The organism is Mycobacterium sp. E1386, from assembly GCF_001672745.1.
Taxonomy (GTDB): Bacteria; Actinomycetota; Actinomycetes; order Mycobacteriales; family Mycobacteriaceae; genus Mycobacterium.
Map to the genome: position 1 here is coordinate 1 of NZ_LZKH01000087.1, position 14,669 is coordinate 14,669.

Annotated in this window: 16 protein-coding genes, 1 tRNA gene and 2 pseudogenes; 13 read left to right on the plus strand and 6 right to left on the minus strand. The window is 67.7% G+C overall.

Annotation, left to right across the window (positions count from 1 at the left end; all coding sequences use genetic code 11):
• A pseudogene (locus tag A5709_RS10260) lies at positions 1-708 on the plus strand (ArsA family ATPase); the annotation flags it as partial.
• 21 nt (positions 709-729) lie between these two features.
• Here the strand turns inward: A5709_RS10260 and A5709_RS10265 are convergent.
• Positions 730-1,080 (minus strand): WhiB family transcriptional regulator, encoded by a 351-nt coding sequence (locus tag A5709_RS10265; protein WP_067943293.1) that lies wholly within the window; start codon positions 1,078-1,080, stop codon positions 730-732.
• A gap of 362 nt (positions 1,081-1,442) precedes the next feature.
• Here A5709_RS10265 and ponA2 point away from each other — a divergent pair, with 362 nt between their 5' ends.
• The 5 genes from ponA2 to A5709_RS10290 all read left to right on the plus strand — a co-directional run bounded on the left by ponA2 (position 1,443) and on the right by A5709_RS10290 (position 6,808).
• Positions 1,443-3,875 carry a transglycosylase/D,D-transpeptidase PonA2 gene (ponA2, locus tag A5709_RS10270; RefSeq protein WP_067943291.1) on the plus strand — a complete coding sequence of 811 codons (2,433 nt, stop codon included), beginning with the start codon at positions 1,443-1,445 and terminating at the stop codon, positions 3,873-3,875.
• A gap of 68 nt (positions 3,876-3,943) precedes the next feature.
• Positions 3,944-4,903 (plus strand): metallophosphoesterase, encoded by a 960-nt coding sequence (locus A5709_RS10275; protein ID WP_067943289.1) that lies wholly within the window; start codon positions 3,944-3,946, stop codon positions 4,901-4,903.
• Positions 4,900-6,015: a PLP-dependent cysteine synthase family protein gene (locus tag A5709_RS10280; RefSeq protein WP_068119759.1), complete on the plus strand. Its 1,116-nt coding sequence runs from the start codon at positions 4,900-4,902 to the stop codon at positions 6,013-6,015. Before A5709_RS10275 ends, A5709_RS10280 begins: the two co-directional genes overlap by 4 nt.
• Positions 6,016-6,076: 61 nt before the next feature.
• Positions 6,077-6,150 (plus strand) — tRNA-Pro (locus tag A5709_RS10285).
• A gap of 82 nt (positions 6,151-6,232) precedes the next feature.
• Positions 6,233-6,808, plus strand: coding sequence for a hypothetical protein (locus tag A5709_RS10290; RefSeq protein ID WP_068119762.1), 576 nt, complete (start codon positions 6,233-6,235; stop codon positions 6,806-6,808).
• 36 nt (positions 6,809-6,844) lie between these two features.
• Here A5709_RS10290 and A5709_RS10295 read toward each other — a convergent pair whose 3' ends face one another.
• The 3 genes from A5709_RS10295 to A5709_RS10305 all read right to left on the minus strand — a co-directional run bounded on the left by A5709_RS10295 (position 6,845) and on the right by A5709_RS10305 (position 7,915).
• Positions 6,845-7,147 (minus strand): DUF4193 domain-containing protein, encoded by a 303-nt coding sequence (locus A5709_RS10295; protein ID WP_067943283.1) that lies wholly within the window; start codon positions 7,145-7,147, stop codon positions 6,845-6,847.
• A gap of 75 nt (positions 7,148-7,222) precedes the next feature.
• Positions 7,223-7,513: a hypothetical protein gene (locus A5709_RS10300; RefSeq protein WP_068008045.1), complete on the minus strand. Its 291-nt coding sequence runs from the start codon at positions 7,511-7,513 to the stop codon at positions 7,223-7,225.
• A gap of 84 nt (positions 7,514-7,597) precedes the next feature.
• Positions 7,598-7,915 (minus strand): hypothetical protein, encoded by a 318-nt coding sequence (locus A5709_RS10305; RefSeq protein ID WP_068119764.1) that lies wholly within the window; start codon positions 7,913-7,915, stop codon positions 7,598-7,600.
• Positions 7,916-8,087: 172 nt separating this feature from the next.
• Between A5709_RS10305 and A5709_RS10310 the strand changes: the two genes are divergently transcribed.
• On the plus strand, positions 8,088-8,780 hold the full coding sequence (locus tag A5709_RS10310) for an HAD family hydrolase (protein ID WP_068119766.1): 693 nt from the start codon (positions 8,088-8,090) through the stop codon (positions 8,778-8,780).
• Here the strand turns inward: A5709_RS10310 and A5709_RS10315 are convergent.
• Together A5709_RS10315 and A5709_RS10320 are read right to left on the minus strand one after the other, a co-directional pair.
• On the minus strand, positions 8,748-9,248 hold the full coding sequence (locus tag A5709_RS10315; protein WP_067943276.1) for a DUF6328 family protein: 501 nt from the start codon (positions 9,246-9,248) through the stop codon (positions 8,748-8,750). The two genes, A5709_RS10310 and A5709_RS10315, sit on opposite strands and share 33 nt — an antisense overlap.
• Before the next feature lie 180 nt (positions 9,249-9,428).
• Entirely contained in the window at positions 9,429-9,797 is a 369-nt protein-coding gene (locus A5709_RS10320; RefSeq protein WP_231971968.1) for an STAS domain-containing protein, read from the minus strand.
• Positions 9,798-9,959: 162 nt separating this feature from the next.
• On the opposite strand from A5709_RS10320, the gene A5709_RS10325 reads away from it, so the two are divergent.
• From A5709_RS10325 to A5709_RS29240, 6 genes and pseudogenes are all read left to right on the plus strand, one after another.
• Complete coding sequence (locus A5709_RS10325; RefSeq protein ID WP_067943273.1) at positions 9,960-10,862, plus strand: STAS domain-containing protein; 903 nt, start codon at positions 9,960-9,962, stop codon at positions 10,860-10,862.
• A gap of 22 nt (positions 10,863-10,884) precedes the next feature.
• On the plus strand, positions 10,885-11,274 hold the full coding sequence (locus A5709_RS10330) for an STAS domain-containing protein (RefSeq protein WP_067206181.1): 390 nt from the start codon (positions 10,885-10,887) through the stop codon (positions 11,272-11,274).
• On the plus strand, positions 11,264-11,674 hold the full coding sequence (locus A5709_RS10335) for an anti-sigma regulatory factor (RefSeq protein ID WP_067943295.1): 411 nt from the start codon (positions 11,264-11,266) through the stop codon (positions 11,672-11,674). Before A5709_RS10330 ends, A5709_RS10335 begins: the two co-directional genes overlap by 11 nt.
• Positions 11,667-12,293 carry a SpoIIE family protein phosphatase gene (locus A5709_RS10340; protein WP_067943271.1) on the plus strand — a complete coding sequence of 209 codons (627 nt, stop codon included), beginning with the start codon at positions 11,667-11,669 and terminating at the stop codon, positions 12,291-12,293. Before A5709_RS10335 ends, A5709_RS10340 begins: the two co-directional genes overlap by 8 nt.
• The gene (locus A5709_RS10345; RefSeq protein WP_068119769.1) at positions 12,290-14,506 is read left to right on the plus strand and encodes a SpoIIE family protein phosphatase; all 2,217 of its coding nucleotides are present in this window, start codon (positions 12,290-12,292) and stop codon (positions 14,504-14,506) included. The genes A5709_RS10340 and A5709_RS10345 overlap by 4 nt, the downstream gene beginning before the upstream one ends.
• A 49-nt stretch (positions 14,507-14,555) precedes the next feature.
• Positions 14,556-14,669, plus strand: a pseudogene (locus tag A5709_RS29240) (iron-containing redox enzyme family protein); the annotation flags it as partial.

Here is a 14,669-nt window from a genome sequence, read left to right on the forward strand (position 1 = left end):
ACCCCGCCGTCGCGCAACGCGCTGGACTTCCTGGACGCGCCGAAACGGTTGGGCAGCTTCATGGACAGCCGGCTGTGGCGGCTGTTGCTCGCGCCCGGCCGCGGCATAGGCCGATTGGTCACCGGCGCAATGGGTTTGGCGATGAAGGCGATGTCCACTGTGCTCGGTTCACAGATGCTGAGCGACGCGGCGGCTTTCGTGCAATCGCTGGACGCCACCTTCGGCGGTTTCCGGGAGAAGGCGGATCGGACGTATTCGTTGCTGAAGAGGCGCGGCACGCAGTTCGTGGTGGTGTCGGCGGCCGAACCCGACGCGCTGCGCGAGGCCTCGTTCTTCGTCGACCGGCTGTCCACCGAAGGCATGCCGCTCGCCGGGCTGGTGTTGAACCGCACTCACCCGACGTTGTGCTCGTTGCCCGCCGAGCGGGCGATCGACGGAACCGAAACGTTGGCGGCCGAGCCGGATTCGGAGGCGGCCTCGCTGGCCGCGGCGGTGCTCAGGATTCATGCCGACCGCGCGCAGACCGCCAAGCGGGAGATCAGGTTGCTGTCGCGGTTCACCGGCGCCAACCCGCACGTGCCGGTGATCGGCGTTCCCTCGCTGCCGTTCGACGTCTCGGACCTCGAAGCGCTGCGCGCGCTCGCCGATCAGATCACCTCGGCCGGTGACGACGCGGCCCGCCCCGCGGCCCAAGGGCCCCTGCGCTAGGTGCCCGGTCGGGCCGCTGGGTCAGCCGACGCTGCGGGTTCTCCTCTTGTCGAAGAAGTCCGACCAGGACACCACTTCCGGGTGCTGCTTGAGCAGGGCCCGACGCTGACGCTCGGTCATGCCGCCCCAGACGCCGAACTCGACTTTGTTGTCCAGCGCGTCCGCCCCGCACTCCTGCATGACCGGGCAGTGGCGGCAGATGACGGCGGCCTTGCGTTGGGCGGCCCCTCGAACGAAGAGCTCGTCCGGGTCCGTGGTCCGGCACAGTGCTTTGGAAACCCAGGCGATCCGTTCTTCGGCATCAACGCTGCGGAGTACCCCTTGTGCGGCCGCAATGTTTGTCCTACGCGCCGCAGGCCGTGTTCCTGACACGAACTGTTCCCTTCCCTACCGGCCGCTCTCACGACCGCCCTCCTGGGGTGCAGATCCACACCTGCGATCTACGCCACACTGTGTACATCGGTGTTACCTGAATCTCACCGTGTGTCTAAGTTAGGTGGTCAGCTGCCAATTGCGCAACAGTCCGATAACGCTTTTTTTGGGACGGCCGTCCCGTCTCGTCTCAAAAGGGTAGGCGATCGAAGTGATCTTGCACACGTGCGCGGGGTCCGCCCACTGACGCACGCGCAAATTTTATCGCACTCGCGGCGGTAAAGCGCTGGTCAATGACGGGGGCAAAAAGTGGGTGAACTCGCAGCGTGGTGGCGTGACTGGAGGCCGCTACTGTAGTAGCCATGTCAGACCGCCCCCCGGCCCTTCTCACGATTTTGAAGCTTGCCGGGTACTGCTTGCTGGCCGGCGTCGTTGCCACGGCACTGATGTTTCCGTTCGCGGGCGGATTGGGACTGGTGTCCAACCGGGCGTCCGAAGTCGTCGCCAACGGCTCGGCCCAACTTCTCGAGGGTGAGGTGCCCGCGGTGTCGACGATGGTCGACGCGAAGGGCAACACCATCGCCTGGCTGTACTCCCAGCGCCGCTTCGAGGTGCCCAGCGACAAGATCGCCAACACGATGAAGCTGGCTATCGTGTCCATCGAGGACAAGCGGTTCGCCGATCACAACGGGGTGGACTGGAAGGGCACGCTGACCGGGCTGGCGGGCTACGCGCGCGGCGACGTCGACACCCGTGGCGGTTCGACCATCGAACAGCAGTACATCAAGAACTACCAGTTGCTGGTGACGGCGAAGACCGACGCGGAGAAGCGCGCCGCCGTGGAAACCACCCCGGCCCGCAAGCTGCGCGAGATCCGGATGGCGCTCACGCTGGACAAGACCTTCACCAAGCCCGAGATCCTGACCCGCTATCTGAACCTGGTGTCCTTCGGCAACGGTTCATTCGGCGTGCAGGACGCGGCCCAGACCTACTTCGGCATCAACGCCTCGGACCTGAACTGGCAACAGGCGGCGCTGCTGGCGGGCATGGTGCAGTCGACCAGCGCGCTGAACCCCTACACCAACCCCGATGGTGCGCTGGCGCGGCGAAATCTGGTGCTGGACACCATGATCGAAAACATTCCTCAGGAGGCCGACGCGCTGCGCGCCGCGAAGGCCACCCCGCTGGGTGTGCTGCCGCAGCCCAACGAGTTGCCGCGGGGCTGCATCGCGGCCGGCGATCGCGCCTTCTTCTGCGACTACGTCCAGGAGTACCTGTCCCGCGCCGGCATCAGCAAAGAACAGGTGGCCCGAGGCGGCTACCTGATCCGCACCACGCTGGACCCGGACGTGCAGATCCCGGTCAAGGCGGCCATCGACCAGTTCGCCAGCCCGACGCTGCCCGGCATCTCCAGCGTGATGAGCGTGATTCAGCCCGGCAAGACGTCGCACAAGGTGATGGCGATGGCCAGCAACCGCACCTACGGCCTGAACCTCGATGCCGGGGAAACCATGCGACCGCAGCCGTTCTCGCTCGTCGGTGACGGCGCGGGATCGGTGTTCAAGATCTTCACGACGGCCGCCGCCCTGGACATGGGCATGGGCATCAACGCCACGCTCGAGGTGCCGGGGCGATTCCAGGCCAAGGGCATGGGTAGCGGCGGCGCCAAGGGCTGCCCCAAGGACACCTGGTGCGTGGTCAACGCCGGCAACTACCGCGGGTCGATGAACGTGACCGAGGCGCTGGCCACCTCGCCGAACACCGCGTTCGCCAAGCTGATTCAGCAGGTCGGGGTGACCCGCACGGTGGACATGGCGATCAAATTGGGCCTGCGCTCCTACGCTGATCCCGGCACCGCCCGCGACTACAACCCCGACAGCAACGAGAGCCTGGCCGACTTCGTCAAACGGCAGAACATCGGCTCGTTCACCCTGGGCCCCATCGAGGTGAACGCGCTCGAGCTGTCCAACGTCGCCGCCACGCTGGCCTCCGGCGGCACGTGGTGCCCGCCGAACCCCATCGACAAGCTGATCGACCGGCACGGGAACGAGGTCGCGGTGACCACCGAGACCTGCGATCAGGTGGTGCCGGAGGGCCTGGCGAACACCCTCGCCAACGCGATGAGCAAAGACGCGGTGGGCGGTGGCACGGCGTCCGGCTCCGCCGGTGCGGCGGGCTGGACGCTGCCGATGTCCGGTAAGACGGGCACCACCGAGGCGCACCGATCCTCCGGCTTCGTGGGATTCACCAACCACTACGCCGCGGCGAACTACATCTACGACGACTCCACGACGCCGACGGACCTGTGTTCGTCGCCGCTGCGCCATTGCGGCGAGGGCGACCTCTACGGCGGTAACGAGCCGGCCCGCACCTGGTTCACGGCGATGAAGCCGATCGCCACCAATTTCGGGCCCGTGCAGTTACCGCCCACCGATCCCCGGTACGTCGACGGGTCACCCGGGTCGCGGGTGCCGAGCGTCGCCGGCCTGGACATCGACGCGGCCCGTTCCCGCCTCAAGGAGGCCGGCTTCCAGGTCGCCGACCAGAACAACTTCGTCAACAGCACCGCCAAGCAGGGCGAGGTGGTCGGAACCACGCCGAGCGGCGCAACGATCCCCGGCTCGATCATCACGATCCAGGTCAGCAACGGCATCCCGCCGGCTCCGCCGCCGCCGCCCGAGGGCGGGCCACCGCCGGTCGGGTCGCAGGTGGTGGAGATCCCGGGTCTGCCGCCGATCACCATCCCACTGCTCGCACCGCCGCCGCCGCCCGCGCCGGGGCAGCCGCCCCCGTAGGCGACCATCTTCGGCGCTGTGGCGCAAGGTATGCCTTGCCAAAGCGCAACCAGCAGTAGGCTGCCAGCATGGCTGATGTTTTGCCCACGCTGATACGCGCCGGTGCCGCCGCACTCGGTTCGGCCGTCGCCGGCATCGGTTACGCCGCCGTCGTCGAGCGCAACGCCTTCGTCCTGCGCGAGATAACCATGCCCGTCTTGGCGCCGGGTTCCACGCCGCTGCGGGTGCTGCACATCAGCGATCTGCACATGCTGCCCAACCAGCGCCGCAAACAGGCTTGGCTGCGCGAGCTGAGCAACTGGGAACCCGACCTGGTGGTCAACACCGGCGACAACCTGGCCCACCCCAAGGCGGTGCCCGCGGTGGTGCAGGCCCTCGGCGATCTGCTGTCGCGGCCGGGCGTCTTCGTGTTCGGCAGCAACGACTACTTCGGCCCGCGCCTGAAGAACCCGCTGAACTATCTGACCAACCCGTCGCACCGGATCTACGGTGAGCCGCTGCCCTGGCAGGACCTGCGGGCGGCCTTCACCGAGCGCGGCTGGCTCGACCTCACCCACACGCGGCGCGAGTTCGAGGTGGCCGGCCTGCACGTCGCCGCCGCCGGCGTCGACGACCCGCACATCGACCGGGACCGCTACGAGACGATCGCGGGCCCGGCCAGCCCGGCCGCAAACCTGCGGCTGGGGCTGGTGCACTCCCCCGAGCCCCGGGTGCTGGACCGCTTCGCCGCCGACGGCTACCAACTGGTGATGGCCGGACACACCCACGGTGGCCAGGTCTGCCTGCCGCTCTACGGCGCCCTGGTGACCAACTGCGGCCTGGACCGGACCCGGGCGAAGGGACCCTCGCGGTGGGGCGCGAACATGCAGCTGCACGTCTCCGCCGGCATCGGCACCTCACCGTTCGCGCCGGTGCGCTTCTGCTGCCGGCCCGAGGCCACCCTGCTGACGTTGATCGCCACCCCGATGGGCGGCCGCGACTCGGCCAGCGACCTAACCCGTTCGCAGCCAACAGTTTCGGTGCGTTGACCGAGCGGACCCGGATCGCGGTTCGCAGCCGCTCGCGGTGCTGGACGGACAACGCGGTCCGGCTGATCCAGGCCGACGCCCGGCGCAGCGCCGACACCCACCTGCTGCGCTACCCGCTGCCGTCGGCATGGGGCTCGGACGGCCCCGGCGCTCAGGTGGCGCTGTACCTCAAAGACGAGACCACGCACATCACCGGCAGCCTCAAGCACCGGCTGGCACGCTCCCTGTTCCTGTATGCGCTCTGCAACGGCTGGATCGACGAGGGCACCACGGTGGTCGAGGCCTCGTCGGGTTCGACGGCGGTGTCGGAGGCGTATTTCGCGGCCCTGCTAGGCCTGCCGTTCGTCGCCGTGATGCCGGCATCCACCAGCTCGGCCAAGGTGGCGCTGATCGAAGCACAGGGCGGCCGTTGCCATTTCGTGCAGAACTCTGCTGAGGTGTACGCCGAGGCCGAGCGCGTCGCCCGCGACACCGGCGGGCATTACCTGGACCAGTTCACCAACGCCGAACGCGCCACCGACTGGCGGGGCAACAACAACATCGCCGAGTCGATCTTCGAGCAGATGGGCGAGGAGACGCATCCCATCCCGGAATGGATCGTGGTCGGCGCGGGCACCGGCGGCACCAGCGCGACGATCGGCCGCTACATCCGCTACCGCCGGCACGCGACCCGGCTCTGCGTCGTGGACCCGGAAAATTCCGCGTTCTTTCCCGCCTACGCCGACGACCGCGACGACGTCTTGATGCCCACCTCGTCTCGAATCGAGGGCATCGGCCGGCCGCGGGTCGAGCCGTCTTTCCTGCCCGGCGTGGTCGACCGCATGGTGTCGGTGCCGGACGCGGCGTCCATCGCCGCCGCCCGCCACGTGAGCGCCGTCCTGGGGCGCCGCGTGGGGCCGTCGACGGGCACCAACCTGTGGGGCGCCTTTGGCTTGCTCGCGGAGCTGGTGGCGCAGGGACGCAGCGGTTCGGTGGTCACGCTGATCGCCGACAGCGGCGACCGCTACCACGACACCTACTTCAGCGACGAGTGGGTCAGCGCGCAGGGACTCGATCCGAGCGGTCCCGCCGAGGCACTGGCGCGGTTCGAGCGGTCCTGCCTGTGGCAATGAGCCGCCACGCCGCGGTTTGGCCAGCCGATGGGGCGGTGCGATAGGCTGTCGGAGCTTCAAGCGGGGTGTGGCGCAGCTTGGTAGCGCGCTTCGTTCGGGACGAAGAGGCCGTGGGTTCAAATCCCGCCACCCCGACCCAGTTGTATTAGCTGGCGTGACAGCAAGACGCCGCGTTCAACGCTGCGGCGTCGCCGCTTTGCCGTTAAGCTCTGCCCGCATGGCGCTGGTAAACCCGCCGCCCGAGCAGGGCGAGCAACGCGGGGTCGGGCCACAGGTCACCGAATTTGCTGATTCCCCGGCGCCGGCCCGCAGCCCGGGCCACCCCACCCTGGCGGAGGTCGCCCGGCGACAGCAGGAGATCCGGGCGTGGGAAGCGCTGAACGTCGGTGGCTACCGATTCGCCAAACCCGGCACCATCATCGGCGCGGTGATCTCCGCCGTGCTGGTGGTTCTCGTGGTGACGCCCCTCCCGCCGAACTGGCCGTGGGACATCCCGACGATGATCCTGGCCGTCTTCACAGCGGTGGCGACCGTGACCTGCGGCCTGTTGTGGTTCGACAACCCGCACCCCGCTCCGCGCCCCGAACCGTTGGCGATCGTGCCGTTCTCGCGGGCGGAAAACCTGCGGCTGATGGGAGACCAGCCCGTCGAGCCCTACCGCGCCATCTGCACCTGCCCCGGCTGTGGCGACGTATCCGCGCACCTGATCCGCGAACCCGTCAAGAGCGAGCCGGACTGGGCGATGGTCACCCGGCATTGCGCCGTGTGTCACCGCGAGTGGGCGCAGTCCTGAAAGAGGTTGTGCGCCAACGATTCAACCCCGGCGGTGTCAGGCGCAGTCGGCGCAGATGGACATGTCCCCATTCGAGCTGTGCAACCGGCTGCGGTGCTGCACCAGAAAACAGCTCGAGCACATGAACTCGTCGGAACGCTGGGGAATCACCGTCACCGACAGTTCCTCGCCGGACAGGTCGGCGCCGGGAAGCTCGAAGAAATGCACGTCGTTGGGATCCTCGTCGACCACCGTGGTGGCGGATCCCTGCAAGGTCGGGGCAAGCTCGCCTATCGGGGACTTGTCCTGAGTTTCGGTGTCCGAGACTCGGCGTGCGTCGTAGTCACTCGCGGTCGGCATGGCAGTTCCTTCCTGCTGATGAGCCCGGGTTGACGCACTTTCCTGTACTCACCCGTGGCGCAGGCAGTACCCCATTCAGGCGCGAGTTACACCGACCGGTCCGAAAAAGTCACGCCGCCGGACATTGAGCCGCCTCAGCCGCCTGGCGATCGAGGGGTAATGCGCGAGGGCCAGGCCCAACCACGGCGCGACGACCGACACGATCAGCGCGACGATCGCCGCGCCCTCGTGCCCTACCAGCAGCTCGAACAGCCCGATTGCCAGACTTACGGCCCAGACCGCCACGGCAGCGAGGCCGAGCATGGGGAATTCACGCTCGTACCCGACCGAGTAGTTTGCTGCTCGTAACGAAACGGGCGCGACCATGATCGGCTTTTACCCCGTCATGGTCGCGATTAAACGTCTCGGCGGGCGGATTCGCGCTGTCCGGTGTTCGTTAGCTCACAGCGGTCAACTGGTCGGCGGCGGGGCGGGCTCATCGGAATGCGCGGCGTGCCAAGCGAGTTCGGCGACGCGCACCCGTCGGTGCGTGCGCAGCAACCAGACCGCGCTCGCCGCTCCGAGCAAGGCGGCAAGGATCACGGCCGTCAAGCCCGCCGCGAAATGCCGGGTGGCCAGCGCGAACAGACCGACGATCAGGGCGACCACAGCGACGGCTGAGCCGGCCAGGCCGGGCGCGTTCGCGCCGTATGTGACGGTTTCGCCGGCGTGCTGACGGGCGGTCCGCTGGTGATCGACCGGGTCGGCCTTCTGGTGATTCAACGTCACTCCTCGTGAGAAAGTCTGTGTAACAGGGTGATTCGTGCGGCGTACGGCAACCGGTCGGACCGCCGCCCGACCCGGCGGCTAACGAGCCGCGGATCACGCTTCGCGGTTACCCGCCGCCCCCGAACCCAAACGACGGGGTGTCAGCCGGCCCGGGCCTGGGTATGCCGCGCAGATGAAACCCGCCGTATTGTTCGACGTCGACGGAAGCCTGGTCGACTCCAACTATCTTCACGTCCACGCGTGGCTGCGCGCCTTCGACGCCGAAGGCCTGCCCGTGACCGCCTGGCAAATCCACCGGTGCATCGGCATGGACGGCTCGACGCTGGTGCGAACGCTTTCCAACGACGCGCCGGACGAGGTCCAGGAGCGGCTGAGCGACGGGCACAGCCGCTACTACCGGGAGAGCACCCCGCTGCTCGCGCCACTACCCGGTGCCCGCGCGCTGCTGCACCGCGTCGCCGAACTGGGGCTCCAGGTCGTGCTGGCCACCTCGGCACCCGACGACGAGCTGGAGATCTTGCGCAAGGTCCTCGACTGCGACGACGTCATCTCCGAAACGACGTCGTCGCAGGACGTCGACACCGCCAAGCCCGCACCCGGCATCGTTCAGGTCGCGCTGGATCGGGCCCGGGTGGATGCCGACCATGCGGTGTTCGTCGGGGATGCCGTGTGGGACGCGCACGCCGCGGCGGGCGCCGGATTGCCCTGCATCGGGCTGCTCAGCGGCGGCATCGCGCGCGAGGAGCTGCAGGCGGCGGGCTCGGCACCGGTCTTCGCCGATCCACAAGACCTGCTCGACCATCTGGACTCGACCCGCATCGCCGAACTCGCACTACATGCCGCGGGTGCGGAGCAGAATCGGTAGCAGCCACCAGAACAACGTGAACAGCGTCAGCGCACACGCTCCCGCGATCAGCGCCGGGCTGCGGCCGGCCACCGCGGCGAACACGATGGTCGTCACTCCGGTCAGCGCGAGGCCGAGCAGCGCCAGCCCGGCGTACGCGCAGCGGTGCGCGGCGGACACCAGCACCTGGAGACGATGGCGCCGGAAGAGCATCCGGTGCATGCCGACCGGCGCGATCAGCAGCACCGTCGCGCCCACCGAGCACCCCACCGTCGCGAGATAGGCGTCGCGCAGGACCGGGGCGAGAACGTCGAAACGTTGCTGGAACGGCAGGGTCAGCAGGAAACCGGTGAGCAGCTGCACACCCGTCTGCACGACGCGCAGCTCCTGCAGCAGGCTGTTCCAATTGCGGTCCAGCCGTTGGATTTCGGTTTCGCCACGCTCGTGGCTGTCCCACCGCTGGTCGTCTTGCGGATTATCGACGTCCATAGCCGTGATCATCGCACCTGTCGGATGCGTCAGCGCTGTTTCACGGCGAAGGTCGCGAAATTCGTTATCCGCTTTCGGGAAGCGAATTGATTTCGGCGCCCGCCAATTTGGTAACCGCAAATCGCATCGGGACGCCGACATTCCCCAAAAACCTTGTCGCGCAACCGCGCGCAGCGGCAATTACCGGCTGATGTTGTCGTCCCGCACCGCGGTCAACGCGTCGTCCAGCGTCGGGTACAGCGGGAACGTCCTGTCCAGCCCGGTCAGGTGAATCGGCCGCCTGGTCGCCGGGCCGCGCGCAACCACCCCGTACCCCGTCGCCGTGCCCAGCTTCTCGTACGTCGCCGCCAGGATCTTCAGACCGACCGAACCGAGGAACTCCACCGCCGAGAGGTCGATGACCAGTGCCGTTGGACTCTCCGCGACAACCGCGCCAATGGCCTGTTCCAGGGCCGGCGCCGTGACCAGATCGATTTCGCCGCTGACACTGACCACGGACACTCCATCGTGGTCCTCAACCAGCGTGGTAATCGAATCAGGAGCTGACAATGGCGATCCTTTGTCCTGGGCTTCAGGTGTGCTGCAAGCCTAGCCTGCGTTGCGAACTGCGAGAAGAATATGCCCTCAACACCTGCCCCGCGACAACCCAGGCTAGTCTCGCAAAATCGAGCCTGCACATAGCGGGGCCCGGACCGGCACTCGGGAGGCAACATGTCAGATTCGCCGGCGGAGTTCAGCGGCGCGGGCGCCACCGCGCAGGCGGCCACCATTTCCAGCGAGGGCCTGCTGCCGCAACTCGTCCAGCACCTGCGGCAGAACCGCACCGTGCTGCGCGAGGAGTGGGCACGCAGGATCACCGAGGCCGAACTGCTCACCGCGATGACGCCGGAGGAGCTGTTCTCCGAGGCGACCGCCGTCTACGACAACTACGTGGAGGTGCTCGAGACCGGTAGCGTCGAGGCGCTGCAGGCCTACGCGCGCGACCTGTCCGAGCGCATCATTCCGCGGGGCGTGGAAACGGACGAGGTCGTCGGCATCGTGTTGTTGCTGCGTGACGTGCTCGCGCGCTCGTTGTTCGAGAAGTACCAGACCGAATTCGAGATGCTCAATCGGGTTCTGGACGCCTACGAACCGGCGGCCAACCGCATCGCCAACACCGTGGCGGTCAGCTTCGTGCAGGAACGCGAGCGCATCATCCGCCAGCAGCAGGAGGCCATCCGCGAGCTGTCGACGCCGGTGCTGCAGGTGCGCGAGCAGTTGCTGATTCTGCCGATCATCGGTGTGCTCGATTCTCAGCGCGCCCGTCAGGTCACCGAGCAACTGCTGAGAGCCATCCGCGCGAACCGCGCGAAAGTGGTGGTCATCGACATCACCGGTGTGCCGACCATCGACTCCACGGTGGCCAACCACCTGGTGCAGACGGTCGACGCGTCGGGCCTGATGGGCGCGAGCGTCATCATCACCGGCCTATCCTCCGAAATCGCGCTCACGCTGGTGACCATCGGCTTGGACCTGTCGAAGATGAACGCCGTCGGCGACCTGCAGGGCGGCATCGAGGAAGCCGAGCGCCTGCTGGGCTACGAGGTCACCCGCACCGGCGAGCAGCCGGGATAGCTACGAGGAACACGAGCGCGTCATGCCCGTACCGATCCTGAAACAGGGTGCGATCCTCATCGCCTCGGTGCAGGCCGCGCTCAGCGACTCCGACGCCGAGCGGCTCCGCTATGACCTGATGGAGCGCGTCAGCCGGTTCCGCGCGCAGGGCATCATCGTCGACGTCACCGCCATCGACGTGATGGACTCGTTCGCGGCCCGATCGCTGCGGACCATTGCGCACATGACCCGGCTGCGCGGCGCGGATACGGTGATCGTCGGCCTGCAGCCGGAAGTGGCCTTCGCGATGGTCCAGCTTGGGCTGGCGTTCGACGACATGAACACGGCGCTGGACCTCGAAGAAGGCCTCGCCCTGCTGAATCGTCAACTGACGCAGCGGAAACCGACGATCGGGCGCGATGGTGGCGACTGATATCGTCGTCGCCATCGACAATTCCGACGACATAGTCGAAGCTCGCAAAGCCGGACACCAACTCGCACTCGATCTGGGATTCTCCCTCACCGACGTCACGATGATCGCGACGGCGATCTCCGAGATCGCGCGAAACATCACCAGTTACGCCGGCCGCGGCACCGTCCGGGTCTTCGCGGCCGACCGGGACGGCCGCAAGGCTCTGGTGGTGCGCGCCGAGGATCAGGGGCCGGGCATCGCCGACATCGAGCGGGCGATGGAGGACGGGTATTCGACCGGCCGCGGATTGGGGATGGGCCTGCCGGGCTCCCGCCGGCTGATGGACAGGTTGCTCGTGGAGTCCGCGCTCGGCCGGGGAACGGTCGTCGAGATGTGGAAATGGGTCCCTCCCCGTGCATGACAGCGGCCGGTTCGGTCCGATCGAGTGGGCAAGGGCGGGCCGCCCGCTGCCCAGCGAGTACGTCTCCGGCGATCGGGGGCTCGCCGTCGACATCGGCCGGGAAGCGGCGCTGTTCGGCGTGGTGGACGGCCTCGGCCACGGTCCGGATGCCGCAGCCGCTGCGCTGCGCGCCATCGAGGCGGTCAAACGCTCCAGCTCGGAGCGGCTCGAAGTCTTGATCCAGCTCTGCCACCGGGTGCTGGAGGGCACCAGAGGGGTGGCGATGACGTTGGCACGGATGGACTTCGCCGCCAACACGCTGACCTGGACGGGCGTCGGCAATGTCACCGCCGATCTGTTGGCCAAGTCCCCGACCGGCGTCCAGGTCCGATCCAGTGCGCGGCTGACCGCGGGCATCGTCGGCTACCGGATACCGGAAATCAGGCCGGCGCAGGTGGTTTCGATCCGGCCGGGGGACCTGCTGGTGATAAGCACAGACGGGATCACCGAGAACTACCTGGACCACATCGATTTCTCGGCCACCGCCGTCGTCATCGCCGAAGAATTACTCGGCAAGGATGCCAAGGAAACCGACGATGCCATGGTGTTGACCGCCCGTCATCGGGGGGCATCGACATGAGCGACAACGACGACTTTCACGCGCAGTACGCCGCGGCGTTGCGCAACTACCTGCAGGCGCGGGACGAGGACAGCCTGGCTGCCGGCTATGAGCTGGGGCGCCGGGCCCTGCAAGAAGAAGTCAGCCTGCTCGCGATCATCGAGCGCCACGTCGGGCTGATCCTCGAACTGACCCAGGATATCCAGGTCGACGCGCCGATCGCGCTGGAATTCCTGTTGCAGCTGCTGGTCCCGCTCGACATCGCGACGCGCGGCTTCCTGGACGGCAACCGCCGCTACGCTCGTGAGCGCGCCCGGGCCGAGGGACTGGCCGACCGCGACAAATTCCGTACCGCGCTGGTCAATTCGTTGCAAGAGGGTTTCTTCGTCGCCGATCACGAGGGCTCCGTGATCGAGATGAACAGCGCCCTCATCGAAATACTCGGCTATCCCACCGAGGGCCTGCCCTACCGGTGGCCGCACCCGTGGTTGGTCGACCAACAGGGCGCCCGCCAACAGCAGTCGCTGGTCCAGAGCATCGGCACCACCACTTACGAGACGCCGATTCGGCACCGCGACGGGCACCTGGTCTGGGTGACGGTGAGCATCAACGCGGTTCAGGGCAGCGGCAGCGAGCAAGACGTCTTCGTAGGGACGATCCGTGACATCACCGCCGAAAGAGCCTTCGCCGCAAGGGAAAGCGCGGTGCTGCGGTTGGCGACGGCGGTGGCGGTGGCCAAAAGCGTTGACGAGCTGCTCTCGATCACCCTCGACGAGTGCAGCACGGCGATCGACGTACAACGGGTGGTCGCGATCTCCTGGCCGACCGGCGACGGCGAACCGACCGTCCAAGTGGCGGGCGAGACGTCCAAAACGTCCTGGCGCAGGCTGGATCCGTGGTTGCGCCATACCTTCGAGGATGCGCGTCACCAGCTGCCGCTGACCGCCAAAACGGTCGAGCGACCCGAAAATCCCGGCAAAGCACACGGATTGGTGGCGGTGCTCTCCGGCGCGGGCGACCTGGCGCTGTGGCTGGAGCTGCGCTCGCCGCGCTGGATCAGCGCCGAAGACCGGCTGCTGGTGACCGTCCTCATCGGCCACCTGAGCCTGGCCATGCAGCACGTCCGGCAATTCGAAAGCGCCCGCGAGACGTCGCTGACCTTGCAGCGCGCCCTGCTGCCGACCATGGAACCGCCGCCGGGCTTCGTCGTGCGTTACGAGCCCGCCGTCCCACCCCTGGAAATCGGCGGCGACTGGTATGACGTGCTGCCGATCGGTGATCACCGCATCGGCATCGTGGTCGGTGACTGTGTGGGTCGCGGGCTGCCGGCCGCGGCGGTCATGGGCCAGCTACGCAGTTCGGCGCGGGCGCTGTTGATCAACGGGGCCGGGCCCGCGCTGCTACTCGAGCAGCTCGACTCGGCGGCATCGCTAATCCCGAACGCATACTGCACCACCGTTTTCCTGGCCATCCTCGACACCGAATCCGGTGTGCTGCAATACAGTAACGCCGGCCACATGCCCGCTGTCCTCGTCGGGTCCGAGCCGCGGACGCCGGTGATGTTGACCGACGCCGCGTCGGTGCCGCTCGCGGTCCGGCGCACCGAACCCCGACCGCAGACCAGCCGGGTGTTGCCGCCCGGCTCCACCCTGATGCTGTTCACCGACGGGCTGGTCGAGCGCAAACACGAGTCCATTGACGACGGGATGGCCCGCGCCGCAGTGGTTCTGGCGAATACGACGACGCTGCCATTGGACTCTGTCGCCGATACGGTACTGAGTGAGCTGGCGCCCGCGGCGGGGTATGACGACGATGTGGCGATGGTGATCTACCGGCACCAGCAGTCCCCGCTTCGGATCGAGGCCGAGGCCAGCGCGGGGCGGTTGGTCGGCATCCGGCATCGGTTGGCCGAATGGCTGCGCACCGCCGACGTGCCGGGCGAATTGGCCGCCGACATCGTGCTGGTGATCAACGAGGCCTGCACGAACTGCGTCGAGCACGCATACTCCGGGCAGCTGCTGGGCACGATGCTGCTCGACGTCGAACTCGCCGGCGGCGAGATCCGCGCCCGCATCACCGACCAGGGCTCGTGGAAGGCGCCCGAAGCCGACCCGGGCAACGGTGGGCGGGGCCTGGTACTGATGCGGGCTCTCAGCACGGCGCTGGGACTCGAGTGCTCCCCCACCGGGACGACGGTCGACATCAGCTTCCGGCTGCCGGCCGAGAGCGGGTAGGGGTGGCCCCGCACCGTTTGTGGCTGCTGGATTGCGGGTAGTCGTGGGCGTGACCCGCGCATCGATCACCACCGAACCCGCCCTGCCGGCGGCACACGGGCCGCTGTCGACCGCCGTCCGTCGCGCGCTGACCGGACCACCGTCGCATGACCACCTGACCCGC

Coding starts and splice junctions, on each gene's coding strand:
- A5709_RS10295 (WP_067943283.1), bottom strand. CDS start 7,147: ATGCCGACCGCGAGTGACTACGACGCACGCCGAGTCTCGGACACCGAA.
- ponA2 (WP_067943291.1), top strand. CDS start 1,443: ATGTCAGACCGCCCCCCGGCCCTTCTCACGATTTTGAAGCTTGCCGGG.
- A5709_RS10290 (WP_068119762.1), top strand. CDS start 6,233: ATGGCGCTGGTAAACCCGCCGCCCGAGCAGGGCGAGCAACGCGGGGTC.
- A5709_RS10275 (WP_067943289.1), top strand. CDS start 3,944: ATGGCTGATGTTTTGCCCACGCTGATACGCGCCGGTGCCGCCGCACTC.
- A5709_RS10345 (WP_068119769.1), top strand. CDS start 12,290: ATGAGCGACAACGACGACTTTCACGCGCAGTACGCCGCGGCGTTGCGC.
- A5709_RS10315 (WP_067943276.1), bottom strand. CDS start 9,248: ATGGACGTCGATAATCCGCAAGACGACCAGCGGTGGGACAGCCACGAG.
- A5709_RS10330 (WP_067206181.1), top strand. CDS start 10,885: ATGCCCGTACCGATCCTGAAACAGGGTGCGATCCTCATCGCCTCGGTG.
- A5709_RS10310 (WP_068119766.1), top strand. CDS start 8,088: ATGAAACCCGCCGTATTGTTCGACGTCGACGGAAGCCTGGTCGACTCC.
- A5709_RS10325 (WP_067943273.1), top strand. CDS start 9,960: ATGTCAGATTCGCCGGCGGAGTTCAGCGGCGCGGGCGCCACCGCGCAG.
- A5709_RS10300 (WP_068008045.1), bottom strand. CDS start 7,513: ATGGTCGCGCCCGTTTCGTTACGAGCAGCAAACTACTCGGTCGGGTAC.